The sequence below is a fragment of the Microbacterium shaanxiense genome (genome assembly GCF_054779995.1).
In genome coordinates this window covers 263472-287940 of record NZ_BAAGXE010000003.1, presented here as the reverse complement: position 1 = coordinate 287940, position 24469 = coordinate 263472, and the positions used below count along the sequence as shown (strand labels likewise).

The 24469-nt window shown below is 67.6% G+C and carries 25 protein-coding genes; 15 read left to right on the top strand and 10 right to left on the bottom strand.

Annotation, left to right across the window (positions count from 1 at the left end; all coding sequences use genetic code 11):
• Nucleotides 1–16 precede the first annotated feature (16 nt).
• The 9 genes from ACYVG2_RS10955 (at nucleotide 17) to ACYVG2_RS10915 (ending at nucleotide 9524) form a co-directional block, all read left to right on the top strand.
• Nucleotides 17–991, top strand: a complete 975-nt coding sequence (locus tag ACYVG2_RS10955; protein ID WP_460781454.1) for a LacI family DNA-binding transcriptional regulator — start codon at nucleotides 17–19, stop codon at nucleotides 989–991.
• Between the two features lie 137 nt (nucleotides 992–1128).
• On the top strand, nucleotides 1129–2289 hold the full coding sequence (locus tag ACYVG2_RS10950) for a Gfo/Idh/MocA family protein (protein ID WP_460780993.1): 1161 nt from the start codon (nucleotides 1129–1131) through the stop codon (nucleotides 2287–2289).
• Nucleotides 2289–3479 carry a dihydrodipicolinate synthase family protein gene (locus tag ACYVG2_RS10945; protein ID WP_460780992.1) on the top strand — a complete coding sequence of 397 codons (1191 nt, stop codon included), beginning with the start codon at nucleotides 2289–2291 and terminating at the stop codon, nucleotides 3477–3479. The genes ACYVG2_RS10950 and ACYVG2_RS10945 overlap by 1 nt, the downstream gene beginning before the upstream one ends.
• A gap of 92 nt (nucleotides 3480–3571) precedes the next feature.
• Nucleotides 3572–4435 carry a sugar phosphate isomerase/epimerase family protein gene (locus ACYVG2_RS10940; protein ID WP_460780991.1) on the top strand — a complete coding sequence of 288 codons (864 nt, stop codon included), beginning with the start codon at nucleotides 3572–3574 and terminating at the stop codon, nucleotides 4433–4435.
• A 25-nt stretch (nucleotides 4436–4460) separates the two neighbouring features.
• A complete protein-coding gene (locus ACYVG2_RS10935) occupies nucleotides 4461–5522 on the top strand; it encodes a LacI family DNA-binding transcriptional regulator (RefSeq protein WP_460780990.1) in 1062 nt (353 codons plus the stop codon).
• A complete protein-coding gene (locus ACYVG2_RS10930; RefSeq protein ID WP_460780989.1) occupies nucleotides 5519–6634 on the top strand; it encodes a glycerate kinase in 1116 nt (371 codons plus the stop codon). The genes ACYVG2_RS10935 and ACYVG2_RS10930 overlap by 4 nt, the downstream gene beginning before the upstream one ends.
• Nucleotides 6635–6728: 94 nt before the next feature.
• On the top strand, nucleotides 6729–7592 hold the full coding sequence (locus ACYVG2_RS10925; RefSeq protein ID WP_460780988.1) for an ABC transporter permease: 864 nt from the start codon (nucleotides 6729–6731) through the stop codon (nucleotides 7590–7592).
• Nucleotides 7593–7650: 58 nt separating this feature from the next.
• Complete coding sequence (locus ACYVG2_RS10920) at nucleotides 7651–8688, top strand: ABC transporter substrate-binding protein (protein WP_460780987.1); 1038 nt, start codon at nucleotides 7651–7653, stop codon at nucleotides 8686–8688.
• Nucleotides 8689–8732: 44 nt separating this feature from the next.
• Nucleotides 8733–9524, top strand: coding sequence for an ABC transporter ATP-binding protein (locus ACYVG2_RS10915; protein WP_460780986.1), 792 nt, complete (start codon nucleotides 8733–8735; stop codon nucleotides 9522–9524).
• 24 nt (nucleotides 9525–9548) lie between these two features.
• Here the strand turns inward: ACYVG2_RS10915 and pgm are convergent, their stop codons facing one another.
• Entirely contained in the window at nucleotides 9549–11192 is a 1644-nt protein-coding gene (pgm, locus tag ACYVG2_RS10910; RefSeq protein WP_460780985.1) for a phosphoglucomutase (alpha-D-glucose-1,6-bisphosphate-dependent), read from the bottom strand.
• 73 nt (nucleotides 11193–11265) lie between these two features.
• Between pgm and pheA the strand changes: the two genes are divergently transcribed.
• Nucleotides 11266–12216, top strand: coding sequence for a prephenate dehydratase (gene pheA / locus ACYVG2_RS10905; protein ID WP_448964485.1), 951 nt, complete (start codon nucleotides 11266–11268; stop codon nucleotides 12214–12216).
• Nucleotides 12217–12223: 7 nt separating this feature from the next.
• On the opposite strand, the gene ACYVG2_RS10900 is transcribed toward pheA, so the two are convergent.
• The 4 genes from ACYVG2_RS10900 to ACYVG2_RS10885 all read right to left on the bottom strand — a co-directional run bounded on the left by ACYVG2_RS10900 (nucleotide 12224) and on the right by ACYVG2_RS10885 (nucleotide 14341).
• Entirely contained in the window at nucleotides 12224–12433 is a 210-nt protein-coding gene (locus tag ACYVG2_RS10900) for a methyltransferase (RefSeq protein WP_448964486.1), read from the bottom strand.
• 84 nt (nucleotides 12434–12517) lie between these two features.
• Nucleotides 12518–13573, bottom strand: coding sequence for an LLM class flavin-dependent oxidoreductase (locus ACYVG2_RS10895; protein WP_460780984.1), 1056 nt, complete (start codon nucleotides 13571–13573; stop codon nucleotides 12518–12520).
• A gap of 66 nt (nucleotides 13574–13639) precedes the next feature.
• Nucleotides 13640–13867 (bottom strand): DUF2795 domain-containing protein, encoded by a 228-nt coding sequence (locus ACYVG2_RS10890; RefSeq protein ID WP_448964488.1) that lies wholly within the window; start codon nucleotides 13865–13867, stop codon nucleotides 13640–13642.
• Nucleotides 13868–13918: 51 nt separating this feature from the next.
• Nucleotides 13919–14341 carry an Hsp20/alpha crystallin family protein gene (locus tag ACYVG2_RS10885; protein ID WP_448964489.1) on the bottom strand — a complete coding sequence of 141 codons (423 nt, stop codon included), beginning with the start codon at nucleotides 14339–14341 and terminating at the stop codon, nucleotides 13919–13921.
• Between the two features lie 122 nt (nucleotides 14342–14463).
• On the opposite strand from ACYVG2_RS10885, the gene ACYVG2_RS10880 reads away from it, so the two are divergent.
• Nucleotides 14464–14748, top strand: a complete 285-nt coding sequence (locus ACYVG2_RS10880; RefSeq protein ID WP_448964490.1) for a MerR family transcriptional regulator — start codon at nucleotides 14464–14466, stop codon at nucleotides 14746–14748.
• Nucleotides 14749–14819: 71 nt separating this feature from the next.
• Nucleotides 14820–16586: a cation:proton antiporter gene (locus ACYVG2_RS10875; RefSeq protein ID WP_460780982.1), complete on the top strand. Its 1767-nt coding sequence runs from the start codon at nucleotides 14820–14822 to the stop codon at nucleotides 16584–16586.
• Between the two features lie 94 nt (nucleotides 16587–16680).
• Here ACYVG2_RS10875 and ACYVG2_RS10870 read toward each other — a convergent pair whose 3' ends face one another.
• The 5 genes from ACYVG2_RS10870 to ACYVG2_RS10850 form a co-directional block, all read right to left on the bottom strand.
• Nucleotides 16681–18099, bottom strand: coding sequence for a dicarboxylate/amino acid:cation symporter (locus tag ACYVG2_RS10870; protein ID WP_460780981.1), 1419 nt, complete (start codon nucleotides 18097–18099; stop codon nucleotides 16681–16683).
• A gap of 152 nt (nucleotides 18100–18251) precedes the next feature.
• Entirely contained in the window at nucleotides 18252–18608 is a 357-nt protein-coding gene (locus tag ACYVG2_RS10865) for a hypothetical protein (protein ID WP_460780980.1), read from the bottom strand.
• A gap of 159 nt (nucleotides 18609–18767) precedes the next feature.
• Nucleotides 18768–18998, bottom strand: a complete 231-nt coding sequence (locus ACYVG2_RS10860; RefSeq protein ID WP_460780978.1) for a helix-turn-helix domain-containing protein — start codon at nucleotides 18996–18998, stop codon at nucleotides 18768–18770.
• Nucleotides 18995–19603 (bottom strand): hypothetical protein, encoded by a 609-nt coding sequence (locus tag ACYVG2_RS10855; RefSeq protein WP_460780977.1) that lies wholly within the window; start codon nucleotides 19601–19603, stop codon nucleotides 18995–18997. Before ACYVG2_RS10855 ends, ACYVG2_RS10860 begins: the two co-directional genes overlap by 4 nt.
• Entirely contained in the window at nucleotides 19603–20223 is a 621-nt protein-coding gene (locus ACYVG2_RS10850) for a hypothetical protein (protein WP_460780976.1), read from the bottom strand. Before ACYVG2_RS10850 ends, ACYVG2_RS10855 begins: the two co-directional genes overlap by 1 nt.
• Nucleotides 20224–20450: 227 nt before the next feature.
• Here ACYVG2_RS10850 and ACYVG2_RS10845 point away from each other — a divergent pair, with 227 nt between their 5' ends.
• The 3 genes from ACYVG2_RS10845 (at nucleotide 20451) to ACYVG2_RS10835 (ending at nucleotide 24235) form a co-directional block, all read left to right on the top strand.
• Nucleotides 20451–22979, top strand: coding sequence for an ATP-dependent Clp protease ATP-binding subunit (locus ACYVG2_RS10845; RefSeq protein ID WP_460780975.1), 2529 nt, complete (start codon nucleotides 20451–20453; stop codon nucleotides 22977–22979).
• Between the two features lie 99 nt (nucleotides 22980–23078).
• Nucleotides 23079–23579 carry an amino-acid N-acetyltransferase gene (locus tag ACYVG2_RS10840; protein WP_448967395.1) on the top strand — a complete coding sequence of 167 codons (501 nt, stop codon included), beginning with the start codon at nucleotides 23079–23081 and terminating at the stop codon, nucleotides 23577–23579.
• Nucleotides 23579–24235, top strand: coding sequence for a hypothetical protein (locus ACYVG2_RS10835; RefSeq protein WP_460780974.1), 657 nt, complete (start codon nucleotides 23579–23581; stop codon nucleotides 24233–24235). Before ACYVG2_RS10840 ends, ACYVG2_RS10835 begins: the two co-directional genes overlap by 1 nt.
• The last annotated feature ends 234 nt before the right edge of the window (nucleotides 24236–24469 follow it).

The window sequence follows — 24469 nt, the reverse complement described above, 5'->3', positions numbered from 1 at the left end:
GTCCGGGCGCGTCTCGATGGCCATGGTCGCAGGACGCGCCGGCGTCTCGGGGCAGACCGTGTCGAGGGTCGTGAACGGCAGCCCTCGTGTGGACCCAGCCACACGTGCACGGGTCGAGAAGGCGATGGCCGAGCTCGGCTACCGCCCGCATCGAGCAGCTCGGGCGCTGCGCACCGGGCGCACGCAGACGATCGGCCTCGTCGTGACGACGCTCGCAACGGTGGGCAACTCCCGGATGCTGCAGGCCGCCGCCGAAGCGGCCGAGGATCGTGGCTACGCCCTGCTGCTCGTCACCGCGGGCGATGCCGTCGCCGACGCGTTCGAGCGCCTGCGCGAGCAGGGCGTCGACGGCGCGATCGTGCTGAACGAGGCGTCCGCGCTCACCAGGGCCGAGGATCGTCCGGACGGGCTGCGGCTCGTGGTGGTGGACGCCCCCGCGGAGTCCGGATTGCGCGTGGTGCACAGCGACCATGCGGGCGGAGCGGCGGCGGCGACGAGGCGGCTCCTCGAACTCGGCCACGAGACCGTCTGGCACCTCGCCGGCCCCGCGGATTCGTTCGCCGCCGCAGAGCGCGAGCGAGGGTGGCGCGAGACGCTCGAGTCCGCGGGGATCACACCTGTTCCGCCGGTGCGCGGCGACTGGTCCGCCGAGTCGGGCCACGGCGCGTCGGCCGTGCTGATGCCGGCGACGGCGGTCTTGAGTGCGAACGATCAGATGGCCCTCGGACTCATGCGAGGCCTGGCCGAGCGGGGACGCTCCGTGCCAGATCAGGTCAGCGTGATCGGATTCGACGATGTGCCGGACGCCGCGAACTACCGCCCACCGCTGACGACGGTGCGCCAGGACTTCACGGCCTTGGCCGATGCGGCGGTCGGTGCGCTGGTCGCCGAGATCGAGGGAGCGGAGGCCGCCGCGACAGAGCAAGGCGCCGCCCTCCAGGACATCATTCGCACGACTCTGATCGAGCGCGACAGCGCGGTCCGCGCCTGAGGTCCCTGCTCGCCGCCTGACGCGGCCATCGCCACGATGCGTGCGCGGTGGTTGCGTCGATCGACCCGAACGTGCCATCATGTCGGAAAGCGCTTACCCACAGCGTGAGACGGCGGACTTCACAGAACGGACCACACATGTCACAGGCGACGACCCGCGAGATCGGCATCATCATGAACGGCGTCTCCGGACGCATGGGCTACCGGCAGCACCTGGTGCGCAGCATCCTCGCCATCCGTGATCAGGGCGGGATCGAGCTCGCAGACGGCACGAAGGTCACGGTCAAGCCGATCCTCGTCGGCCGCAACGAGGCCAAGCTCGCCGAGCTCGCCGCCCTGCACGGCATCGACGACTACACGACCGACCTCGACGCGGCGCTGGCCGACCCGCAGTGGGAGATCTACGCCGACTTCCTCGTGACGAAGGCGCGCGCATCCGCCATCCGCAAGGCCATCGCAGCAGGCAAGGCCATCTACACCGAGAAGCCGACCGCCGAATCACTGGAGGAGGCACTGGAACTCGCACGTCTCGCGAAGGATGCCGGGGTCAAGACCGGCGTCGTGCACGACAAGCTCTACCTCCCAGGTCTGCAGAAGCTCAAGCGCCTGATCGATTCCGGATTCTTCGGCCGCATCCTCTCGGTGCGCGGAGAGTTCGGCTACTGGGTGTTCGAGGGCGACTGGCAGCCGGCGCAGCGCCCGAGCTGGAACTACCGCACCGAAGACGGCGGCGGCATCATCACCGACATGTTCCCGCACTGGAACTACGTGCTCGAGAACCTCTTCGGCGAGGTCAAGAGCGTCTACGCGCAGGCTGCGATCCACATCCCCGAGCGCTGGGACGAGAAGGGCGAGAAGTACGTCGCGACAGCTGAGGACGCCGCGTACGGCATCTTCGAGCTCGAGGGCGGCATCGTCGCCGAGATCAACTCGAGCTGGACGGTGCGCGTCAACCGCGACGAGCTCGTCGAGTTCCAGGTCGACGGGACGCACGGCTCGGCCGTGGTCGGGTTGTTCGGCGCGAAGATCCAGCCGCGCAATGCCACGCCCAAGCCGGTGTGGAACCCCGATCTGGAGGACACCCGCGACTACGACGCCGACTGGCAGAGCGTGCCCGCCAACGACGTGTTCCTCAACGGCTTCCGCCAGCAGTGGGAGGAGTACCTGACGTCGTACGCGCTCGGCACCGACTACCCGTTCGATCTGCTCGCCGGCGCGAAGGGCGTGCAGTTCGCCGAGGCGGGACTGACCTCGAGCGCTGAGGGCCGCAAGGTCGCGATCGAGCCGCTGAGCCTGTGATGCCGACTCTGAGACTGCTTGCTCCCGACGGCACCACTTCGGATGCCGCGTTGAACGACTCCGGCATCTACACGCGGCCGACCACACCGCTCAAGAGCCGCGTCGCCTACGCCGCCGCGCACGTCGTGCCGCGGGTGCACGCCGACAACACCCCGGGACGACCGGCTGACATCGACTGGGATGCGACCCTCGCGTTCCGCCGCAACGTCTACTCCTGGGGTCTCGGCGTCGCCGACGCCATGGACACCGCACAGCGCAACATGGGCCTGGACGCCGCAGCGACCCGGGAGCTCATCGCCCGCAGCGCTGAAGTCGCCCGGGAAGAGGGCGGATCGGTCGTGGTCGGCGTCAACACCGATCACATCGACGACACGCACATCACCCTTGAGCAGGTGATCGGCGCGTACAAGGAGCAGCTGCACTTCACTGAGGAGCAGGAGGGGGCGGGGCCGGTCCTCATGGCGTCGCGTCACCTCGCCAGGGCGGCGAAGGATGCCGAGGACTACCGCCGCGTGTACCGCGAGGTTCTGCAGTCGGCCACCGTACCGGTCGTGCTGCACTGGCTCGGCACCGCATTCGACCCTGAGCTGGAAGGCTATTTCGGAGCGAACGATTGGCAGACGGCATCCGAACTCCTTCTGCAGATCATCGCCGAGAACCAGGACAAGATCGTCGGCGTGAAGATGAGCCTTCTGAACGCCGAGTCGGAGATCTCGGTGCGCGAACGTCTGCCGCACGGCGTGCGCATGTTCACCGGCGACGACTTCAACTATGTCGGCCTGATCGGCGGAGACACCATCGGCGAGGGCGAAGGGCACTCCGACGCGCTGCTGGGTGCGTTCGCGGCGATCACGCCCGTGGCATCCGCCGCCATCCAGGCGCTCGACGCCGGAGACCCAGAGGCGTACCGACGCATCCTCGGTCCCACCGAGGAGCTCAGCCGCCAGGTGTTCGCCGCGCCGACGTTCTACTACAAGACCGGTGTCGCGTTCCTCTCCTGGCTCAACGGCCATCAGCCCGCATTCCAGATGATCGGGGGGCTGCACTCGGCCAGGAGCCTGCCGCACCTCAGCCGCATCGTCGAGCTCGCGAACGCCTCGCTCGCGCTCGAAAACCCTGAACTCGCCCGCGAGCGTTGGCACGGGATGCTGCGACTGAACGGTATCGATACAGGAAGTGCGGACGCATGAGCACCCCGGACCCGACACAGTTGTCAGTCGAAAACACACTTGTCAGCAGAAATCCCGCGATATCGACTGACATCCGTGATCCAGACCGACAAGTGTCCCCTGACCCCCGTCTCTCGATCAACCAGGCGACCATCAAGCACGCGGACCTCGCGACGGCTCTCCGTGTGACGGCAGGCGCCGGCATCCAGGCGATCGGCCTGTGGCGTGAACCGGTGAACGAGGTCGGCCTCGACGTGGCTGCACGGATGCTGGCCGACTCGGGCCTGCGATTCTCCACGCACTGCCGCGGCGGGTTCATCACACTGCCGGACGGCCCAGAGCGCACCACCGCACTCGAGAACAACCGCAGAGCGATCGAGGAGACCGCGACGCTCGCCGCATCCGGCGCTGAGGGCTCGACCGCGGTGCTCGTGCTCGTCGCCGGCGGTCTGCCCGAAGGCGACCGTGACCTCATCGGCGCGCGGGAACGGGTGCGCGACGCGATCGGCGCGCTCGCACCCGACGCGAAGGCGGCGGGGGTGACGCTGGCGATCGAGCCGTTGCATCCGATGTACGCCTCGGATCGCGCCGTCGTCTCGACGCTCGGACAGGCGCTCGACATCGCCGCCGACTTCGATGCCGCCGTGGTGGGTGCGGCGGTCGACACGTTCCATGTCTGGTGGGATCCGCAGGTGCTCGACCAGATCGCCAGGGCGGGCCGTGAAGGACGCATCGCGACGTATCAGGTGTGCGACTGGAAGACACCGCTGCCCGCCGACGTGCTGCTCGGGCGGCACTACACGGGCGACGGTGTGATCGACTTCGCATCGCTCACCGAGGCCGTGATCGCGACCGGTTACGACCGCGACATCGAAGTGGAGATCTTCAACGCCGACATCTGGGCGGATGCGCCCGAGAACGTGGTCAGGCGCACGGCCGAGGCGTTCACCGCCGCCGTGTCGCCGCATCTGCGCTGATCCTGCCGCTCGTTAGGATCAACGCATGACCCCTCGTGAATCGCGTCCGCGCTCCGATACGCCGACGCTGCACGATGTCGCACGTGAGGCAGGGGTGTCGCTCGCGACGGCTTCACGGGTGCTGAACGGCTCGACGCGCAAGGTCGCCGAGTCGTTCCGCGAACGCGTCGAGGAAGCCGCCGAACGGCTCGGCTACACCGCGAACGCATCGGCTCAGGCCACTGCGCGCGGAACCTCCGCGGTGATCGCACTGCTCGTCGCAGACATCGCCGACCCGTACTTCGGACTCATCGCCTCAGGGGTCGCCCGCGGCGCCGACGAGGAGGGGCTGATCGTCACCGTGGCCATCACCGAGCGCGACGACGCGCGTGAGCGGAAGATCCTCCGTGCGTTGCGCGGGCAGCATCCTCGCGGCGTGATCCTGGCGGCATCTCGCACCGATGACGGTGAGAGCGCCACCGCCGAGGAGCTGGCGGCTTTCCGGTCGCTGGGCGCCCGCACAGTGACGTTCGGGCCCGGAGGGGATCGCAGCATCCGGATCGACAACCGCGGCGGCGCCGAACGCCTGGGTCGTGAGATGGCGCGCGTCGGCTATCGCCGGGCGATCGCGATCGGGGCGGCGGAGGGCGTGCGCACATCGGACGACCGTCTCCGCGGCTTCAGGGACGGTTTCGCCGAAGGCGGCGGCACGATCCTCAGGGAATACCGGGGCAGCTTCGCGCGTGAATCAGGTGTCTCCTCGATGGCGGCCGCGCTCGCCGACGGCGTGGAACCGGGCACGCTTGTGTTCGCACTCAGCGACGTGATCGCGATCGGGGCGATGACCGCGATCCGGGATGCGGGCAGGGCGGTGGGTGACGACATCGCGATGTGCGGGTTCGACGACACCCCCGCGAGTCGCGACGTCACGCCTCAGCTCACCACCGTCCGCGTGCCGCTGAGCGAGTTCGGGTATCAGGCGTTCAGGGCGACCGTCGACGAGGACTGGCAGCAGGCCGAGGCGCCGCTCGAGGTGCTCGTGCGCGCCAGCACACCGGCGGTCTCGACCGTGCCGGCGCGCGGCACCGAGCACGGAGTCGGGCGATGACCCGCGTCGTCGTCGCGCCGGACAGTTTCAAGGGCACCATCACGGCAGCGGATGCCGCGGCGGCGATCGCGCGCGGATGGCTGTCGGTGGACCCGGGCGCTGAGATCGTGCTCAGGCCGATGGCTGACGGGGGAGAGGGTACCGTCTCGGCGTTCGCCGCCGCCGTCGAGGGGTCTCGGAGGATGCCGCTCACGGTCGACGGCCCGGCGGGAGTGCCGGTCGCGACGGACTGGCTCCTGCTTCCGGCGTCCGACGACGCGCCGAACGGCACCGCGGTGATCGATGTCGCCTCGACATCGGGGATCGAGCTTCTCGACGAGCTGCGCCCCTTCGAAGCGCACTCCCGCGGATTCGGCCAGGCCATCGCCGCGGCCCTCGATCACGGGGTCTCGCGCCTCGTGCTCGGGATCGGTTCGAGCGCCTCGACCGACGGCGGCATCGGGATGCTGTCGGCGCTGGGTGCACGCTTCCTCGATCGCGACGGCGCCGAGGTCGGGACCGGCGCAGGTGGTCTGCTGGGCGTCGCGTCTGCAGACCTGTCGGGGCTGCGCACGGCGCCCGAGGTCCTGGTGCTCTCCGATGTGACCAACCCGCTCACCGGTCCGCGCGGTGCAGCCCACGTATTCGGCCCGCAGAAGGGTCTGACCGACGTCGCAGATCGCGACGGCGTCGATGCCGCCCTCGCGCGCCTCGCCGCACTGCTCGAGTTGGATGCCGCGATCAGCGGCGCGGGTGCGGCCGGTGGCGTCGGTGGTGCGCTCGTCGCCTGGGGTGCACGACTCGTGCCGGGCGCAGAAGAGGTCGCGCGGCTGATCTCCCTGAGCGCCGAGGTGAGCGCCGCTGATGTCGTCGTCACCGGCGAAGGGTCCTACGACGGGCAGTCCGGCGACGGCAAGGTCCCCTCGTTCGTGGCCGCTGTCGCAGCCGCTGCGGGTGTGCCGGCGCTGGTCGTCGCCGGTCGCATCACCGATGACGCTGACCGTTCCCTGTTCGCCGCATCCGCATCACTGACCGTGCTGGCGGGCTCCGCGGATGCGGCGCTCGCCGAGCCCGCCCGCTGGCTCACCGCCGCGGGAGTCGTTCTCGCGGAGAGCGGTTTCCGCGCGGATTGACACGGCCGTACCGGCGGCATAAACTCGCACCAAGACCACTGGGAATACGCTTTCCCATTTCCCTTCACCCACAGACGAAGATGTCGAGGATTCCATGTCGTCACCTCAGAACGCCACCATGACGCTCGCCGTCGCGCAGGGCAAGGATCGTGATCAGCGCGAGCCGAACGCGATCGTCGGCTGGTGGTCGCGCAACTGGCACCCCGTGGTCTTCGTGATCGCCGTGCTCGCGCTGTGGTGGGTCGCCACGGAGCTGAAGTGGGTGCAGCCGTTCATCATCCCGTCGCCCTCCGACACGTGGAACGCCTTCGCCGACAACTTCGCGTACCTGATGCAGCACACCTGGGTCACGACGTACGAGACCGTGATCGGCTTCATCATCGCCGTCGCGGTCGGACTCTTCGTCGCCGTCGTCATGGTCTACTCCAAGGGGCTGGAGCAGACGCTCTACCCGGTGATCCTGTTCGCTCAGGTCATCCCCAAGATCGCGATCGCCCCGCTGTTCGTCGTATGGCTCGGGTTCGGGGCGGAGCCGAAGATCCTCGTCGCCGTCCTGATGGCGTTCTTCCCGGTCGTCATCTCCGGTCTGGCCGGGCTGCGCACCGTCGACCCGGAGATCCTCCAGCTCGCCTCCACGATGGGTGCGGGCAAGTTCAAGACGTTCCTGAAGGTGCGACTGCCCGCATCGCTGCCAGAGCTGCTCTCCGGGCTCAAGGTCGCCGCAACACTGGCCGTCACCGGTGCGGTCGTCGGCGAGTTCGTCGGGGCGAACGAGGGCCTGGGATACGTCATCCTCCAAGCCAACGGAAACCTCGACACGGCGATGCTCTTCGCCGCACTCATCATCATGTCGCTCATGGGCGTCATCCTCTTCGGGATCATCCAGATCGCGGAGAAGTTCCTCATCCCGTGGCACGCGTCCAAGCGCGACGTCGCCTCGGCCACCGTGCGGCTCTGACCGCGCACCGTATCCACCCCAGAAGCATCCACTGCACCCCAAGGAAAGCAGGAAACTGATGAAGAAGTCAGGAACCGTCCTCAGCTCGATCGCGCTGATCGCCGCCTCCGCACTCGCACTCACCGGGTGCGGCGGAGCGAGCGAGGCACCGGCCGGAGACGGAGGTGAGGCGTCGGGCGAGATGACCGACGTGACCGTCATGCTCAACTGGTACCCGTACGGCGAGCACGCCGCGTTCTACTACGGCGTGGAGCAGGGCATCTTCGAAGAGCACGGCATCAACCTGACGATCAAGGCCGGTCAGGGGTCCACCAAGACCGCGCAGGCCGTCGGCCAGGGACAGGTCGACTTCGGTTGGGCCGACACCCCGGCCGTGCTCGCGAACATCGACAAGGGCGTCGCGATCAAGAGCGTCGGCGTCTTCCTGCAGACGACTCCTTCGGCCGTGCAGGTGTTCGCCGACTCCGGCATCGAGAGCCCTGAGGATCTCAAGGGCAAGACCATCGCCGTCTCGGCCGGCGATGCGCCGACCACGACGTTCCCGGTCTATCTCGAGGCCGTGGGGCTCTCCGAGTCGGACGTCACGCAGCAGAACCTGGATGCCGCGGGAAAGATCGCCGCGATGCTCTCAGGACAGGTCGACGGACTGATCGGCTTCGCGCACGACCAGGGTCCGACGATCGCCGCGAAGAGCGGCAAGGACGTCGAGTACCTCCGCTACTCGGACGCAGGACTCAACTTCTTCAGCAACGGCCTCGTCGCCCCGACCTCGACGATCGAGAGCGATCCCGAGCTCGTGTCGGCGCTCGTCGCGGCCACGTCCGAGGCGTTCACCGCGGCGCAGGAGGACCCGGAGGCCGCCGTCGCCGCCATGGACGGCAAGGACCCGCAGATGCCGGAGAAGGACGTCCTGCTCGATCAGTGGGAAGAGACGATCAAGCTGCTGACGACGGAGGCGACCGAAGGGCAGGCGCCCGGCGTCAACGCCACCGAGGACTGGGAATCGACCCTCGCCGTGCTGTCGGAAGCCGGCCTCATCTCGGGCGAGGGAGACGTCGACACGTACTTCGACGCGACCTTCGCGCCCGGCGAGTAGCGAGGCATCGGATGCCGACGACGCAGATTCAGGAAAGAGCAGACATGATGGCGACACCCAGCGGAGACTCCGTACTGGAGATCACGGACCTCGCGATCACGTTCGCGTCCAAGCGCGGACAGGTCACAGCGCTCGAGGGCGTCGATCTCGATGTGAAGGCGGGGGAGTTCATCACGATCGCCGGACCGTCGGGGTGCGGAAAGTCGACGCTCCTGAAGGCCGTCGCCGGTCTCACCACTCCCAGCGGCGGCTCGATCAAGCTCAAGGGCGACGAGGTGCGGGGCCCGAGGCAAGACATCGGATTCGTGTTCCAGCGGGCGGCGCTGCTGGAGTGGCGCAGCGTGCGCGGCAACATCCTGCTGCAGGCGGAGATGCGCGGCATGAACATGCGAAAGGCGCAGGCCCGTGCCGACGAGCTGATCGAGATGACCGGACTCTCCGGTTTCGAGAAGGCTCTTCCGCATGAGCTGTCCGGTGGCATGCAGCAGCGGGTGTCGCTGTGCCGCGCGCTGCTGCACGAGCCCGGCGTGCTGCTCATGGACGAGCCGTTCGGTGCGCTGGACGCGCTGACGCGCGAGCGGATGAACGTCGAGCTGAACCGGATCACGAGCCAGACCGGCACGACCGTCCTGCTCGTGACGCACTCGGTGGCCGAGGCGGTCTACCTCGCCACCCGCGTCGTCGTCATGAGCCCGCGTCCTGGACGCATCCTCGAGGAGCACCGCGTCGACCTGCCCGCCGAGCGCGACTATGCGACGGTGCTGGAGACACCGGAGTTCCACCGCGTCTCCAGCCGCGTGCGCGAACTGCTCGGGGCGCCGGCCGTCGCGGACTGAGCACCGCCGAACGGGGCCGTCGTGTCAGCCGCCCAGAGCGGCCGCCACGACGGCTCGTGCCTCTTCCTGCACCTCGGCGAGGTGCTCAGGGCCGAGCAGGCTCTCGGCGTACAGCTTGTAGACGTCCTCCGTGCCGGAGGGGCGCGCGGCGAACCACGCGTGCTCTGTCTGCACCTTGAGCCCGCCGATCGCCGCGCCGTTGCCCGGTGCATGGGCGAGCTTGGCGGTGATCTTCTCGCCGGCGATGGCGGTCGCCGTCACAGCATCCGGCGCGAGCTTTCCGAGAGTCGCCTTCTGCTCGGGGGTCGCGGGGGCGTCGACGCGCTGATATGCGGATGCTCCGAACGCCTGCTCGAGTTCGGCGTAGCGCTCCGACGGGCTCTTGCCCGTGACGGCGATGATCTCGGCGGCGAGCAGGCACAGCAGGATGCCGTCCTTGTCGGTCGACCACGCGCTGCCGTCACGCCGCAGGAACGATGCGCCCGCCGACTCCTCGCCACCGAATGCGACGGTGCCGTCGAGCAGCCCCGGCACGAACCACTTGAATCCGACCGGCACCTCCAGCAGCCGTCGGCCCAGCGACTCCGCCACGCGATCGATGATCATCGAAGAGACGAGGGTCTTGCCGATCGCGGCATCCCGAGGCCACTGCGCACGGTGCGAGAACAGGTAGTCGATCGCGACGGCGAGGTAGTGGTTGGGGTTCATGAGGCCGGCATCCGGGGTGACGATGCCGTGCCGGTCGGCGTCGGCGTCGTTGCCGGTGAGCACGTCGAAGTCGCCCTTCTTCGCGACCAGTGACGCCATGGCGTTCGGGGAAGACGGATCCATGCGGATCTTCTCGTCCCAGTCCAGCGTCATGAACCGCCAGGTCGGATCGACCTCGGGATTGACGACGGTGAGGTCGAGGTCGTGCATCTCCTTGATCAGCTGCCAGTACTCGACGGATGCCCCGCCCAGCGGGTCGGCGCCGATGCGCACACCCGCCTTCCTGATCGCATCCACGTCGATGATGCTCGGCAGATCGCGCACGTACGCATCGCGGAAGTCGTGATTCGGGAGCGAGTCCCAGTCGATGTCGGCGAAGCTCTTGCGCTTCACCTCCGCCAGGCCGCCCTCGATCAGCGCGTTGGCGCGGTCGGCGATCCAGCCGGTCGCATCGGTGTCGGCGGGGCCGCCGTGCGGAGGGTTGTACTTGAAGCCGCCGTCGCGCGGCGGGTTGTGCGAGGGAGTGACGACGATGCCGTCGGCCCGGCCCGCAGCATCCGCAGCCATGCCGCGGTTGTGGGTGAGGATGGCGTGGCTCAGCGCGGGAGTCGGGACGTACGAATCCCGGGAGTCGACGCGCAGGTCGACATCGTTCGCGATGAGCACCTCGATCGCGCTGCGCTCGGCCGGCAGCGACAGCGCATGCGTGTCGCGGCCGAGGAACAGCGGGCCTGTGATGCCCTGCGAGCGGCGGTAATCGATGATCGCCTGCGTGGTGGCGAGGATGTGCTGCTCGTTGAAGCTCTTCGACAGGGATGAGCCGCGGTGGCCGCTGGTGCCGAACACGACCCTCTGCGCGGCGACGGACGGATCGGGCACGCGGTCGTAGTACGCGGCGATCAGTTCGTCGACATCGATGAGGTCACTTTCCTCCGCGGGGAGGCCGGCACGGCTCGTCATGAGTTCAGTCTGCCTCGATCTCGTCGTGCGCGCATCATCGCGGCCCGGTCTCACAGCCAGTGGAAGGGCTAGGGTGAAACGCGTGACTGAACGGCGCACCTACAGCTACCTCGGACCCGCAGGAACCTTCACGGAAGCCGCACTCGACCAGGTGGCAGAGGCATGGGGCCAGGAACGACGCCCCGTGCTCAACGTCGGCGAGGCGCTCGCCGACGTGCTCGAGGGCCGCAGCTACGCGGCGATGATCGCGATCGAGAACTCGATCGAGGGCGGTGTCTCCACCACTCAGGACGCTCTCGCGACGTTGCCGGGACTGCGCATCATCGGCGAGTACCTGGTGAAGGTGAACTTCGTGCTCGTCGCAGCACCGGGGACGAAACTCGAGGACGTGACGTCGATCGCTGCGCACCCCGTCGCGTACGCGCAGTGCCACGGGTGGCTCGGTGAGCATCTGCCGCGGCACTCCCACGTTCCGGCCGCGAGCAACGTGGCATCCGCCATCGGCGTGCTCGACGGCACGCTGCCCGCGCAGGCGGCCATCGCCCCTCCCGGTATCGCCGAGCACTACGACGTCGACGTGCTCGCCTCCGAGATCGGCGACAACACCTCCGCCGTCACCCGCTTCGTGCTCGTGACGCGCACGGCCACACCTCCGACGCCCACGGGGGCGGACAAGACGTCGCTGATCGTCGAACTCCCCAACGACCGCCCCGGCGCCCTGCTCGAGATGCTCGAGCAGTTCTCGACCCGCGGCATCAACCTCTCGCTGATCGAGTCCAGGCCGATCGGTGACGAGCTCGGTCGGTACCGGTTCGTGCTGGATGCCGACGGCCACGTGCACGACGAGCGGATGGCGGATGCCCTGCTCGGCATCCGCCGCTTCAGCCCCCGAGTGGTGTTCCTCGGCTCGTACCCCCGGGCAGACCGCCAGATCGTGCACTACCCCGACCGCTACGCCGACGACGTGTTCGTCGAAGCGCGCGACTGGTTGCGCGACCTGCTCTCCGGCGCTCCGGAGGAGTGAGCAGGAGTCAGTGCTCCTCGTAGCGCGGCCACCCGCTGCCGGGGATCATGTGCGAGTACAGCGCACCCTTCGCGACTTCGAGTGACGGGTAGGTGCCGGTCTCGGCATCCGCCCCGCTCATGACGACGATGTACCCGTCGTCCGAATGGCGGATGCTGCCGACGACTCCGTTCGTTCCGTATGCGACCCAGAGACCCCGGGTCTTGGTGGTGCTCATCATCGAACTCCCTTCCGACATTGCCGACACTGCCGACGGTACCCCCGGGGCGTGGATAAGGCCATACCCCGGCGGATGCCGCGACTACAGCGCTGCCGCGACCAGCTCGAGGGTCTGCGCCCGGCCCGCCGCGGAGTCCATCGCCTCGGCGTCGTACGCGCCGGCGACGGGGGAGAGCATGACCTCGTCGGCGCCATGCTTCTCGGCGAACGCGCGCACCTCAGCGGCGACCGATTCTCCGGTGCCGACGAACCAACGCTCCCGTGCGGACTGCACGACCTGCTCGGTCGCGGCATCCGCCTCGGCGATACCTGCGGCGATCGCCTCCTCGACGGTCTCGAGAGCGGTGAGCGGCTTGTTCAGGCGCAGGCGCGACATCATCCGCAGCTGGGGGAGGGCACGTGCCTCGGCCTCCTCGGCCGTGGGCGAGGCGACGGCGTTGACGGTGAGGAACGTGCGCGGCTCGGGGTGCGCCTCGCTGGGCTGGTAGCCGGTGCGGTACAGGTCGAGGGCGCGTTCGAGGCCCTGGCCGGAGAAGTGGTTCGCGAAGACGTAGGGCAGGCCCTGGGATGCTGCGAGCTGCGCGGAGTAGTCGCTCGAGCCGAGCAGCCAGACGACGGGCGCTCCAGTCGCCGCGGGCGTGGAGTGCACGGTGTACTCGCCGCCGGACGTGAACCGCACGGTCGCGCCTTCGCCCGAGAGCAGCAGCGAGATGTCCTGCACGTACCGGGGGAACTGCTCGACGTCGCTCGTGGTGCCTGACGTGCGCAGCAGCTGCGTGATCACCGGATCGCTGCCGGGTGCGCGGCCGAGGCCGAGGTCGATGCGGCCGGGCGCGATGGCCTCGAGGGCGGCGAACTGCTCGGCGACGATGAGCGGCGCGTGGTTCGGGAGCATGACGCCGCCCGAGCCCAGATGCATCTGCTCGGTGCGCGAGGCCGCGGCGGCGATCAGCACCGGCGGAGTGGTCGACGCCACCGCCGGCATGTTGTGGTGTTCGGCGAACCAGTACCGGCGGTAGCCGAGACGGTCGGCGATCTCAGCGAGGCTGAGGGAGGCCGCGATGGCCTCCGCACTTGTCTGGCCGGTACGCACCGGGACGAGGTCGAGTACGGACAGGGCGGGGGCTGCGGAAGTCATCACGGAAGGCAACCGAAGAGGAGGGCGGGGAATTCCCCGCCCTCCCATCCGGTTGCGGGACGCTCGTCAGGCGAGCGCCGGCCGGACCGCCGTCAGGGCGTCCGACAGGGCACGCGATCCGAGTCGATACCTGATGTGCCAGCCGGCACTGTAGCTCTGCTCGGGAAGGTCTTCGAGCAGGGCGACGTCGGCCGGACCGAGCCCGTCCCTCATCGCCTCGCGCAGAAGGTCGTCCTTCGTCGCGGGATACTCCATATCTGCGAGGAACCGACTCATCTCGTGGGTGATGCGCATGCTGATACTCCTCTCTGTGGTGAACGAGTTCCTGTGCTGAACGAGCCGGGATCAGGCGTCGATGGCCTGTCGGCGCTCACTGGATTCGACCTCGATCTTGCGGGGCTTCGCGCGTTCGCTGACCGGGATGATCACGGAGAGCACACCGCTCTCGTAGGAGGCGCTGATCCCATCGAGATCGACTCCGTCACCGAGTGTGAACTGGCGCAGGAACGAGCCGGAGCCCCTTTCGCGTGCGAGCCAGCGCACGCCTTCCTGGTTGTCGGCGGTGCGCTGTGCGCGGAGGGTGAGCTGGCCGCCGTCCAGGTCGACGTCGATCGAACCGGGATCGACCCCGGGGAGGTCGGCGTGCAGGACGTACCTCTCCCCGTCGCGGAAGAGATCCACCGGCATCAGCCGAGGCGCGCGAACGGAGTCCAGCACGCTCGCGGCGAAGCGATCGAGCTGACTGAACGGATCGAATGACAGTGCCATGAGTTGTCTCCTTTCATGCGGCCCATGCGGGCGGTTCGCGGGTACTTATCTGTACCTCGTGCTATAGATTTGTTATAGAACATGATCGCGAAAATATGCAAGTATCTAAGGAATCTCTCAGGATGACGGAACGAAAGTCCCACATGCCGGTCTACGGCATCGCGGTGGCGGCCGAGTTGGTCGGACTGCCCGAGGCCACTCTGCGTCTCTTCGAGAGCAGAGGTCTGCTGACTCCGTCGCGGAGCGATGGCGGCACGCGACGTTACAGCGATGACGACATAGAACGGCTTCAGCGCGCGGTCAGGCTGCGCGGTGACGGTATGAACATCGCCGCGATCGCACGGGTCCTCGAGCTGGAGGATGAGAACGCCCGGCTGCGCGGGCGCCTCGACGAATCGTCTTCGTGAATCGCGAGGCGGCTCTCGCAGCGCACCGGAATCGCGAGCGCCTCCACTGGCGGCGTCGCTAGCATTCACTCATGGACGCCACCGTTTTCTACGTGCTTGTCGGAGCCGTCGCAGTGGCGGCGGTCGCACGCTGGCGCGGATGGCCGGCTCCTCTGCTCGTCACGGTCGTCGCGCTCGCGGCATCCTTCCTCCCCTTCATGCCCGAGATGGCGATCGACGGGCACGTGCTGCTGAGCCTCGTGCTGCCTCCGCTGCTGTATTCGGCGGCGCTGGATGTGTCGTTCGTCGGGTTCAAGCGCAGCCTTCCGCAGATCCGCAGGCTCGGTATCTGGCTGGTGCTGCTCACTGCGCTCGTCGCCGGACTGGTCGCCTGGCTCATCTTCCCTGCCCTGACTCTTCCCGGGGCGTTGCTGCTCGGTGCGATCGTCGCGCCGCCGGATGCCGTGTCCGCCGCTGCGATCGGACGCAAGCTCGGGCTGCCGCGGCGGGTCATGACGGTGCTGTCGGGGGAGAGCCTGATCAACGATGCGACCTCGCTGACGCTGTACCGGGTGTTCGCGGCGATCATCGCTGGTGCGACCATCGGAGTGTGGGACGGGGTATGGCAGTTCATCGTCGCCGTTGTGGTGGGCGTCGTGGTCGGGCTCGTCTTCGGGATCCTCCTGCATCAGCTGCGCATGCGCGTCGCCGACCCCGTCGTGATCGGCACGTTCGGGCTGCTGGTGCCGTTCGGCGCGTACGCCATCGCCGAGCACCTCGGTGGATCAGGCGTGCTCGCGGTCGTCGCGATGGGCCTGTACGTCGGATACAACGCTCCGCGCACCGACTACACGACCCGGCAGCAGGAGACGCCGCTGTGGCTGTCGGCCGACCTTCTGCTGGAGAGCTTCGTGTTCGCCTACATCGGCCTGCAGTTCCCGCGGGTGCTCGATGATCTCGGCGACGAGTCGGTCGAGCACATCATGTGGCTCTCGGGTGCCGTGCTGCTCGTGGTACTCGTGGTGCGCCCGCTGTACATCTACCCGGCGCACGCGTTCGCGGTGTGGATGCAGCGACTGCGGCTGAAGCGTTGGGAGCGAGCGATCGCGTCGGGGGAATGGGCGCGCCGCGAACGACTCGACGACGAGCGGCGAGCACGGTTCGCCGCCACGCACCCGGATCGGGCGGCGCGGCCGCAACGCAGACGGCAGACGGCCGACGAGATCCGCGACAGGCTGACCGAGCCCGCACTCGATTGGAAGGACAACGCCGTGATCTCCTGGGCGGGCATGCGCGGCGTCGTGACCCTGGCGACCGCGATCGCCGCCGCCGACATCGCCGAGCTCCCCACCGGTCCGTCGCACGCGATCGTGATCGTCGCGTTCATCGTCACAGTCGGAACCCTGCTGCTGCAGGGGCTCACGCTGCCGCTGCTGATCCGTCGTCTCGGTGTGGCGAGCGACGTCGATCACGAGGCAGACGTGCAGGCGCTCGCCTCTGTGCGCGCACGCAGCAGACAGGCAGGCAAGGCGTTCCTCGCCGAGCAGCGCAAGGTGTGGGAGCAGAAGTACGGCGAGATCGATCTGCGCACGTTCGACGCCTTCGCGAATCGGATGACCAGGGTCGAGACCGACACCGATCAGGCGCAGGAGGCGGAAGAGGCGGCTGCTCGTCCCTCGACCGAGGATCTGGTGGCGCTGTCACGCGGCTGGCTGCAGGTGCGGCGCGAGGTGCTCCTGGCGGAGCGCGATGCGGGCAACCTCGACGAAGAGGTGATGCGCGAGCTGATCACGGCGATGGATGCTGAGGAACTGGCGCTCGACACGAGAGGGGCCGTGCGCCTTCCTGGGCGGGCGTGAGCGAGAAGGGGTTCCTCGCATGAGAAGGGACTTCCTGCATGAGACTGGGCGTGGGAACGCGCGTCTCATGCAGGAAGTCCCTTTCGCTGTGGAGTCAGCGGGTGGAAGCGGACTCCGTCTTTGATGCGTCCTCGTCCACGGCATCCTCGTCCGAGTCGTCCGCGAACGGCAGGCCCTCGCGACGAGCGTTGTAGAGCTCCTCGTCGAGGATGCCCTCGCGCTTCGCGACGATGGCCGGCACGAGCGCCTGACCGGCGACGTTGACCGCGGTGCGGCCCATGTCGAGGATCGGGTCGATCGCGAGCAGCAGACCGACGCCCTCGAGCGGCAGGCCGAGTGTCGACAGCGTGAGCGTGAGCATGACGGTCGCGCCGGTCGTGCCGGCGGTGGCGGCGGAGCCGACGACCGAGACCAGGACGATCAGCAGGTACTGGATGAAGCTCAGCTCGATGCCGAAGAACTGTGCGACGAAGATCGCGGCGATGGCCGGGTAGATGGCGGCGCAGCCGTCCATCTTGGTGGTCGACCCGAACGGCACGGCGAAGGACGCGTACGAGCTGGGCACGCCGAGGTTGCGCTCGGTGACGCGCTGCGTGAGCGGGAGGGTGCCCAGGGAGGAACGGCTGACGAAGCCCAGCTGCACTGCCGGCCACACGCCGGAGAAGTACTGCTTGATCGACAGTCCGTGGGTCTTCACGAGGATCGGGTACACCACGAACAGCACCAGTGCGAGGCCGATGTAGACGGCGGCCACGAACCAGATGAGCGAGGCGAGCTTGTCGGTCCCGTACTGGATGACGGCGTTCCCGATCAGGCCGAAGGTGCCGATGGGGGCGATGCGGATGATCCACCACAGCACGCGTTGGATGACCTTGAGGAACGACTCGGTGAAGGCGAGGAACGGCTCGGCCTTGCGTCCGGCCTTCAGCGCCGCGATGCCGACGACGGCGGAGATCACGATGATCTGGAGGATGTTGAAGTCGACGCTGGAGGATGCCGCGCCGGTCGCCGGATCCACAGACGTTCCGACCTCGAGGCCGAGGAAGTTCTGCGGGATGAGACCGATCAGGAAGTTCCACCAGGAGCCGACGTTGCGCGGCTCACCGGTCTCGAGGCCCTCGCCGGCGCGCGCGCCGGGCTGGATGACGAGCCCGAGTACGATCCCGATCGTCACGGCGATGAAGGCGGTGATCGCGAACCACAGCAGGGTCTGCCCGGCGAGGCGCGCGGCGTTCTGAACACGGCGGAGGTTCGAGATGCTCGCGACGATCGCGGCGAACACGAGCGGCACGACGGCGGTGCGCAGCAACGTGACGTACGAGCTGCCGATCGTGCCGAGGGTGTCCGACAGGACAGTCGGGTTGTCCTTGCTGGCACCGAGCTGCACGGCGATGAGTCCGGCGGCGATGCCGAGGACCAGGGCCGCGAGGATCTGGAACCCGAACGATGTCAGAAGCTTCCGTGCGGGGCTACGGGTGTCAGGCGCTTTCTGGGCGCGTGTTGTGCTGCTCATGAGACTCCAAGTCGAGGGGCGCGGGGATGAGCGCCTTAGGGATCAACGTTAGGAGTGTTCGTTCATTCCCATGCATAGATGACGAAGGATGACGGATGCCGAAGCATCCGCCATCCTCGGAATTCGTAGGCGCCGTCCTCAGGCGTGAAAGATCACTCGGCGGGTGCGCAGACGCTGACGGCCTCCTGCATGGTCGAGGTCACGAGGTCCTTCGCCTCCTGCGAAGTCTGCAGGTCTTCGCCGCCGGCCATGTTCTTGAGGTCCTGGTCGGAGACCTCGGAGTCGAGGAATTCTGCGGCGATGCAGTCGACCTGATCCTCGGTGAGCAGGTCGCCCTGCCCGCTGTCCTCGAGGATGGTCGTGATGCCGGAGCTGAGTTCTTCGGCCGACGGCCGATCCGAGCCGCCGGAACCGCCCGGCCCGCCGGCGCAGGCCGCGAGCGAGATGGCCAGGGCCGCGATCGGGAGGGTCATGAGGATGCGCGAGCGCAGGTTCCGGTCGATGTTCATGGTCTCGAGCCTACGCAGTCGCGCGGTCCGGGAACGCGCGCGAGGATGGGGAGGAATGCCCATGTCGCAGGTGCACTAACTGGCGCGTCGTTGGGTTGTCTGTGACGCCGCGATGAACATGTCGCGGTGGAGTGATGAGCGGTCGGCCGGTGACCGTTTCTACGCCAGCACCAGCAACTCGCCGACCTCGCACCCGAGCGCATCGCAAATCGCTCGCAACGTGGAGTACCGGATCGCCCGTGCCCGATCGTTCTTGAGCACCGACAGGTTCACGATGCTCACGCCGACCCGTGCGCTCAGCTCGGTCAATGTCATCCCCCGTTCGGCGAGCAGCTCGTCGAGGCGGCAGTGAATACCGGTGAACTCCTCGTCGCTGTCTGCCGGACTCACACCAGTCCCTCCGTCTCCTTCTGAAGCGCTACGCCTCGACGGAACACGATCACCAGCACGCCGACGGAGACTGCGGCGACCACGAGCGAGATGCTGGCGAGGTCGAGGTCGGTCCGGCCGCCGTACTCATCCAGTGCGGCGAACACACCGTTGAGTCCCATGGTCCGGAAGCAGTATTCGCCGGCCCATGCGAGAAGGAAACTCATCGAGAGCAGGAACAGCAGTCGCACATTCACGCGGTCGAAGATTCTTCCGCGAAGCATGCGAATGCAACTGCACACACCGAGCGTCGCCGCGGCGACGAGTCCCAGTGTGCTGAGAACGATGGCCAGCACGAGGCAGATCACGCTGACCGTGTTGACGTCCGCGACGACGAGGGTGCCGCTCGTGACCGTCGCCTCCGTCCCCTGGCCCAGACCTGTCATGACCTTCTGGGCGGGAATGGGAGCATCGACGGTGACGGCACCCGGCGCCGCGAAGAGGGATGCGACGGCGTTCGCGCCGCGATACAGCAGGAACGCGATCACGACCGCGCCGACGATGACGCCTGTCACGAGGTCGCTCCGGTCGCGCCGCGCCTGGAGTTCAGGAGTGCGGGCCATCATCACACCAGTCCTTCCGTCTCGCGCTGCAGCCGTCGACCGACCTCGAACGCCGTCGCCATGAGTGCCAGCGCGATGCCCCACCCGATCGACGCGGGATTCAATTCGTACAGGAACATCCAGAACCCGTCCGTGTCGGCGCCGGATGCCGTGAGCTGCTCGACTGCCTGAGCACGAGCGATCGCACCCAGAAACGGTCCGATCATCCCCGTCACGATGAGAGCGAACGCGGCTGTCGCCAGCATCGGGACCATAGACCGCCGGAAAGCCCGCTGCCGGATCAGCGACAGCCCCAGCCACCACAGCGCGGCGCACACGATCACGGTCGCCACAGCAGGAAGCGCGGCCTCTGCGAGCAGCAGCCAGCGGGTTCCGGCATCCAGCGTCTCGAACGACACGAGCGACTGCGTGTACTCCGCTGCGGCGACCCCGTCCGCATCCGCGAGCGAGGTCATCTCCGCGCCGTTCACAGGCAGGGCCACCGCAACCGGTGATCCGAAGATCTCGATCCCTGCCCCCACGGCGCCGAAGATCGACGCGATCCCGATGCTCACAGCGCCGGTGGCGACCATGCCCAACGCCACCGCTTCGCTGAAGGACGGGCGTCCGTCGCGCGTGTCCATGTGAACCTCCATATCGAATATCGTTGTTATCGACTTCCGTTAACATAACGACTGTCGATAATGCCGTCAACCCTCATCGACGCATCCGCTCGCCAGACGCCGTCGCGGGGTATGCCGACGGCGAACACGGGCTTATCGACCCCGATCGCTCGTTACTCTCGATGTACAGGCGCTGAAGAGCCGTCTGGCGTCAGTGCATTCGCCCCGTGCGAACCAAGGAGTTGACAATGTTCGAGAGATTCACAGACCGAGCCCGTCGTGTCGTCGTCCTCGCCCAAGAAGAGGCGAAGATGCTCAACCACAACTACATCGGCACCGAGCACATCCTGCTCGGCCTCATCCACGAGGGCGAAGGCGTCGCCGCCAAGGCTCTCGAGAGTCTGGGCATCTCCCTCGACGCCGTGCGCGAGCAGGTGCAGGACATCATCGGTCAGGGTCAGCAGCAGCCGACCGGCCACATCCCGTTCACGCCGCGCGCCAAGAAGGTGCTCGAGCTGAGCCTGCGCGAAGCGCTGCAGCTCGGCCACAACTACATCGGCACCGAGCACATCCTGCTCGGCCTCATCCGCGAGGGCGAAGGCGTCGCCGCCCAGGTGCTCGTCAAGCTCGGTGCAGATCTCAACAAGGTGCGCCAGCAGGTCATCCAGCTGCTCTCCGGTGCCCCCGGCCGCGAGCCCGCCGCCGTCGGCGCGACCACGAATGACAGCCAGCAGGCCGCCCAGGGCGGATCCGCCGTGCTCGACCAGTTCGGCCGCAACCTCACCCAGGCCGCCCGCGACAACAAGCTCGACCCGGTGATCGGGCGCGAGAAGGAGATCGAGCGGGTCATGCAGATCCTCTCCCGCCGCTCCAAGAACAATCCCGTCCTGATCGGCGAGCCCGGCGTCGGCAAGACGGCCGTCGTCGAGGGCCTCGCCCAGGCGATCGTCAAGGGCGACGTGCCCGAGACGCTGAAGGACAAGCAGCTCTACTCGCTCGACCTCGGCTCGCTCATCGCCGGATCCCGCTACCGCGGTGACTTCGAGGAGCGCCTGAAGAAGGTCACGAAGGAGATCCGCACGCGCGGCGACATCATCGTCTTCATCGACGAGATCCACACCCTCGTGGGTGCGGGTGCCGCGGAGGGCGCGATCGACGCGGCCAGCATCCTGAAGCCGCTCCTCGCCCGTGGCGAGCTGCAGACGATCGGTGCGACCACGCTCGACGAGTACCGCAAGCACTTCGAGAAGGATGCTGCGCTCGAGCGCCGCTTCCAGTCGATCCAGGTCGCCGAGCCGAGCCTGCCGCACACGATCAACATCCTCAAGGGACTGCGCGATCGGTACGAGGCGCACCACAAGGTGCAGATCACCGACGGCGCGATCGTCGCGGCATCCAACCTCGCCGACCGCTACGTCGCCGACCGGTTCCTGCCGGACAAGGCCATCGACCTGATCGACGAGGCCGGCGCCCGCCTGCGCCTGTCGATCCTGTCCAGCCCGCCCGAGCTGCGCGAGTTCGACGACAAGATCGCCGCCGTGCGCGAGCAGAAGGAAGCGGCATCCGAGGAGCAGGACTTCGAGAAGGCCGCAGCCCTGCGCGATGAGGAGAAGAGCCTCCTCGCCGAGCGTCTGCGCCTCGAGAAGCAGTGGCGCTCCGGCGACGTCGCGACCGCAGCAGTGGTCGACGAGGGCCTGATCGCCGAGGTTCTCGCACAGGCCACCGGCATCCCGGTGTTCAAGCTGACGGAAGAGGAGTCGAGCAGGCTCGTCTTCATGGAGAAGGCGCTGCACCAGCGCGTCGTCGGGCAGGAAGAGGCCATCGCGGCGCTCTCCCGCACGATCCGTCGCCAGCGCGCCGGTCTGAAGGACCCGAAGCGCCCCTCTGGCTCGTTCATCTTCGCCGGCCCGACCGGTGTCGGAAAGACCGAGCTCGCCAAGGCGCTCGCCGAGTTCCTCTTCGACGACGAGGGCGCACTGATCTCGCTCGACATGAGCGAGTTCGGTGAGAAGCACACCGTCTCCAGGCTGTTCGGTGCCCCTCCAGGGTTCGTCGGCTTCGAAGAGGGCGGCCAGCTCACCGAGAAGGTGCGCCGCAAGCCGTTCTCGGTCGTGCTGTTCGACGAGATCGAGAAGGCGCACCCCGACATCTTCAACTCGCTGCTGCAGATCCTCGAAGAGGGCCGGCTCACCGACGGTCAGGGTCGCGTGGTGGACTTCAAGAACACGGTCATCATCATGACGACCAACCTCGGCTCGTCCGCGATCGCCGGAGGACCTGTCGGCTTCCAGATCGAGGGCAACGCGCAGACGAGCTACGAGCGGATGAAGGGCAAGGTCGACGAAGAGCTCAAGCGGCACTTCAAGCCCGAGTTCCTCAACCGCGTCGACGACGTCATCGTGTTCCCGCAGCTGTCGAAGGAAGAGCTCGTGCAGATCGTCGATCTGTTCGTCAAGCGCCTCAGCGACCGTCTGCTCGACCGTGACATGACCGTGGAGCTGTCGCAGTCCGCCAAGGAGCGTCTGATCGAGATCGGCTTCGACCCTGCACTCGGTGCCCGCCCACTGCGTCGTGCGATGCAGCGCGAGATCGAGGACCAGCTGTCCGAGAAGATCCTCCACGGTGAGCTCAACCCCGGCGACCACGTGAAGGTGGATGCTGCGGACGGCAAGTTCCAGTTCGAGACCAGCGCCCGCGGAGAGAAGGTCTCGGTCGGCATCAACACCGGCGGAGCGATCACCTCGAGCCCCGACCTGGCGGCGGCCTCGGGCGAGTAATCCCTGCATGTGAGAAGGGCGGATGCTTCGGCATCCGCCCTTCTTCGTGCCCAGCGCGCGAATACAGGGCATGCGGCGCCGCGAGTTTAGGCTGGACACGTGAGCGAGTACACCGTCCGCCCGGCGCGCAGCGCCGACATCCTCGGCATCCACACCCTGCTGGAGCCGCTGGTCGAGCGACGCATCCTGCTCGGCAAGGACCTCGCGGTGCTGTACGGCGCCGTGCAGGAGTTCGTCGTGGCGGAGCGCGACGGCGAACTCATCGGATGCGGTGCACTGCACGTCATGTGGGAGGACCTCGGAGAGGTGCGCACACTGATCGTGCGTGACGACTGGCTGCACCACGGCGTGGGCCGCGCCCTGGTGGAGGGACTGGAGGAGCGCGCCGTCGCGCTGGGACTTCGCCGACTGTTCTGCCTCACTTTCGAGGTCGACTTCTTCACGCGTCGCGGTTTCTCGCCGATCGGTGAGCAGGTCGTCGACCCCGACGTGTATTCGCAGCTGCTGCGCAGCCCCGACGAGGGTGTCGCGGAGTTCCTCGATCTCGCGCATGTGAAGCCGAACACGCTCGGCAACACGCGCATGCTGAAGAACCTGTGATGGCTCGTCGTCGCAGGACAGAGGCCGTGTACCGGCGGCGCAGGATCGTCTTCTTCGGCGGCCTGATCGTGGTGATCCTCGCGGTCGCCGCCGGCGTCTGGCTCGCGATCGCGCAACCGTGGACGGATGCCGGCGCCGAACCGGCACCCGCGCCCACCTCGTCGGCGCCTCCGGCGACCGACAGCCCGACTCCGACCCCGTCCGAGACGCCGGCACCCGAGCCGACCGAGGAGGAGACACCCACGGCGGTGCCGTGCCAGGCCGGTGATGTCGCGGTCGAAGCGGTCACGGATGCCGACACCTACCCCGCGGGCGCGCTGCCGCAGCTGTCGATCTCTCTGAAGAACACGGGCGCGACGGATTGCACGATCGACGTCGGATCGACCACCCAGGTGTTCACGGTGTCCAGCGGCAGCGACACCTGGTGGAGGTCCACCGACTGCCAGGAAGACCCCAGCAGCATGGTGGTGACGCTCTCGGCCGGTCAGACCGTGACGAGCGCGACCCCTGTCCAATGGGACCGCACGCGCTCGGACGTCGCGACCTGCGACCAGGAGAATCGGCCGCGCGCGCCCGGCGGTGGAGCGTCGTACCACGTCGCCGTCTCGATCGGCGGCTTCGACGGCGCGCAGACCAGGCAGATCCTGCTGTACTGAATGCGGCGGGAGGGTCTGAAGCCGCCGAATCGATACAGGTGCGTATCGATCGGGTGCTGACAGACGGAATCCTTTGGGATACCATTGAACTGCTCTCGGGATTATTCGGTGCAAGCCATCCCCAGTGGCGTCGTATTCAGCGTCCCCAGCGCTTCGACATTCACCGTTCGAGAGTTCGAGGGCCCTTTCGAGTACTCCAGTCCCCAATGGACGATTCGAGAGGGCCCCAATCGT

Bases quoted from the DNA above. Each gene is read 5' to 3' on its own strand.
- pgm (WP_460780985.1), bottom strand. From the start codon at position 11,192: ATGACGAGCCGTGCCGGCCTCCCCGCGGAGGAAAGTGACCTCATCGAT.
- ACYVG2_RS10955 (WP_460781454.1), top strand. From the start codon at position 17: ATGGCCATGGTCGCAGGACGCGCCGGCGTCTCGGGGCAGACCGTGTCG.
- ACYVG2_RS10890 (WP_448964488.1), bottom strand. From the start codon at position 13,867: ATGCGCATCACCCACGAGATGAGTCGGTTCCTCGCAGATATGGAGTAT.
- ACYVG2_RS10855 (WP_460780977.1), bottom strand. From the start codon at position 19,603: ATGATGGCCCGCACTCCTGAACTCCAGGCGCGGCGCGACCGGAGCGAC.
- ACYVG2_RS10945 (WP_460780992.1), top strand. From the start codon at position 2,289: ATGCCGACTCTGAGACTGCTTGCTCCCGACGGCACCACTTCGGATGCC.
- ACYVG2_RS10845 (WP_460780975.1), top strand. From the start codon at position 20,451: ATGTTCGAGAGATTCACAGACCGAGCCCGTCGTGTCGTCGTCCTCGCC.
- ACYVG2_RS10880 (WP_448964490.1), top strand. From the start codon at position 14,464: ATGACGGAACGAAAGTCCCACATGCCGGTCTACGGCATCGCGGTGGCG.
- ACYVG2_RS10920 (WP_460780987.1), top strand. From the start codon at position 7,651: ATGAAGAAGTCAGGAACCGTCCTCAGCTCGATCGCGCTGATCGCCGCC.
- ACYVG2_RS10895 (WP_460780984.1), bottom strand. From the start codon at position 13,573: ATGACTTCCGCAGCCCCCGCCCTGTCCGTACTCGACCTCGTCCCGGTG.
- ACYVG2_RS10875 (WP_460780982.1), top strand. From the start codon at position 14,820: ATGGACGCCACCGTTTTCTACGTGCTTGTCGGAGCCGTCGCAGTGGCG.
- ACYVG2_RS10925 (WP_460780988.1), top strand. From the start codon at position 6,729: ATGTCGTCACCTCAGAACGCCACCATGACGCTCGCCGTCGCGCAGGGC.
- ACYVG2_RS10835 (WP_460780974.1), top strand. From the start codon at position 23,579: ATGGCTCGTCGTCGCAGGACAGAGGCCGTGTACCGGCGGCGCAGGATC.
- ACYVG2_RS10915 (WP_460780986.1), top strand. From the start codon at position 8,733: ATGATGGCGACACCCAGCGGAGACTCCGTACTGGAGATCACGGACCTC.
- ACYVG2_RS10930 (WP_460780989.1), top strand. From the start codon at position 5,519: ATGACCCGCGTCGTCGTCGCGCCGGACAGTTTCAAGGGCACCATCACG.
- ACYVG2_RS10935 (WP_460780990.1), top strand. From the start codon at position 4,461: ATGACCCCTCGTGAATCGCGTCCGCGCTCCGATACGCCGACGCTGCAC.
- ACYVG2_RS10885 (WP_448964489.1), bottom strand. From the start codon at position 14,341: ATGGCACTGTCATTCGATCCGTTCAGTCAGCTCGATCGCTTCGCCGCG.
- ACYVG2_RS10865 (WP_460780980.1), bottom strand. From the start codon at position 18,608: ATGAACATCGACCGGAACCTGCGCTCGCGCATCCTCATGACCCTCCCG.
- ACYVG2_RS10950 (WP_460780993.1), top strand. From the start codon at position 1,129: ATGTCACAGGCGACGACCCGCGAGATCGGCATCATCATGAACGGCGTC.
- ACYVG2_RS10900 (WP_448964486.1), bottom strand. From the start codon at position 12,433: ATGAGCACCACCAAGACCCGGGGTCTCTGGGTCGCATACGGAACGAAC.
- ACYVG2_RS10870 (WP_460780981.1), bottom strand. From the start codon at position 18,099: ATGAGCAGCACAACACGCGCCCAGAAAGCGCCTGACACCCGTAGCCCC.
- ACYVG2_RS10850 (WP_460780976.1), bottom strand. From the start codon at position 20,223: ATGGACACGCGCGACGGACGCCCGTCCTTCAGCGAAGCGGTGGCGTTG.